The 1,349-nt window shown below is 63.9% G+C and carries 1 protein-coding gene; it reads left to right on the forward strand.

What is annotated here, in order from left to right; genetic code table 11:
- The coding region (ilvA, locus tag PQR40_RS38930) for a threonine ammonia-lyase, biosynthetic (protein WP_408511277.1) at positions 1 to 1,349 on the forward strand (1,349 nt) is incomplete at both ends.

Below are 1,349 nucleotides of genomic sequence, written 5' to 3' on the forward strand. Positions count from 1 at the left end.
GTGGCCCGCGAGACCGAACTCGAACGCGCGCCGAATCTGTCGGCACGGCTACGCAATCCGGTTTATCTGAAGCGCGAGGACAACCAGCCGGTGTTCTCGTTCAAGGTGCGCGGCGCGTACAACAAGATGGCGCATATTCCGGCGGACGCGCTGGAGCGGGGGGTGATTACCGCGTCGGCGGGCAATCACGCGCAGGGCGTGGCGCTGTCGGCGGCGCGCATGGGCGTGAAGGCGATTATCGTCGTGCCGGTGACCACGCCGCAGTTGAAGGTCGATGCGGTGCGCGCGCATGGCGGCGCGACAGTCGAAGTGGTGCAGTTCGGCGAGTCCTATAGCGACGCGTACGGACATGCGGTGAAGCTGCAGGAAGAACGCGGTCTTACGTTTGTTCACCCGTTCGACGATCCGTACGTGATCGCCGGCCAGGGCACCGTTGCGATGGAGATTCTCAGCCAGCATCAGGGCCCGATCCACGCGATCTTCGTGCCGATCGGCGGCGGAGGCCTCGCCGCGGGGGTCGCCGCGTACGTGAAATCGGTGCGCCCGGAGATCAAGGTGATCGGCGTGCAGACCGATGATTCGTGCGCGATGGCGGCCTCCCTGAAGGCCGGCGAACGGGTGACGTTAAATGAAGTAGGCCTGTTCTCGGACGGCACGGCGGTGAAGCTGGTCGGCGAGGAAACCTTCCGCCTGTGCCGCGAATATCTCGACGACGTGCTGATCGTGAACACGGATGCGCTGTGTGCCGCGATCAAGGACGTGTTCCAGGACACCCGCAGCGTGCTGGAGCCGGCCGGCTCGCTCGCCGTCGCAGGCGCGAAGCAGTATGCCGAGCGCGAAGGCATCGAGAACCAGACGCTGATCGCGATCACGTCCGGCGCGAACATGAACTTCGACCGCATGCGTTTCGTGGCCGAGCGCGCGGAAGTCGGTGAAGCGCGTGAGGCGGTGTTCGCCGTGACGATCCCTGAAGAGCGCGGCAGCTTCCGCCGATTCTGCGAACTGGTGGGCACGCGCAGCGTCACCGAGTTCAACTACCGGATTGCGGACGCGAATTCAGCACATATCTTTGTCGGCGTGCAGATCAGGAATCGCAGCGAATCGGCGCAGATCGCGGATGCATTCGAGGCGCATGGCTTCGCCACGGTCGATCTGACCTTCGACGAACTGTCGAAGCAGCACATCCGCTACATGGTCGGCGGCCGCTCGCCTTTGGCCCACGACGAACGTCTGTTCCGTTTCGAGTTTCCGGAGCGGCCGGGCGCGCTGATGAAGTTTTTGTCGTCGATGGCGCCGAACTGGAATATCAGCCTGTTCCATTACCGCAACCAGGGCGCGGACTACAGTTC

The sequence above is a fragment of the Paraburkholderia sediminicola genome, from assembly GCF_046026855.1.
Classification (GTDB): Bacteria; Pseudomonadota; Gammaproteobacteria; order Burkholderiales; family Burkholderiaceae; genus Paraburkholderia; species Paraburkholderia sediminicola_A.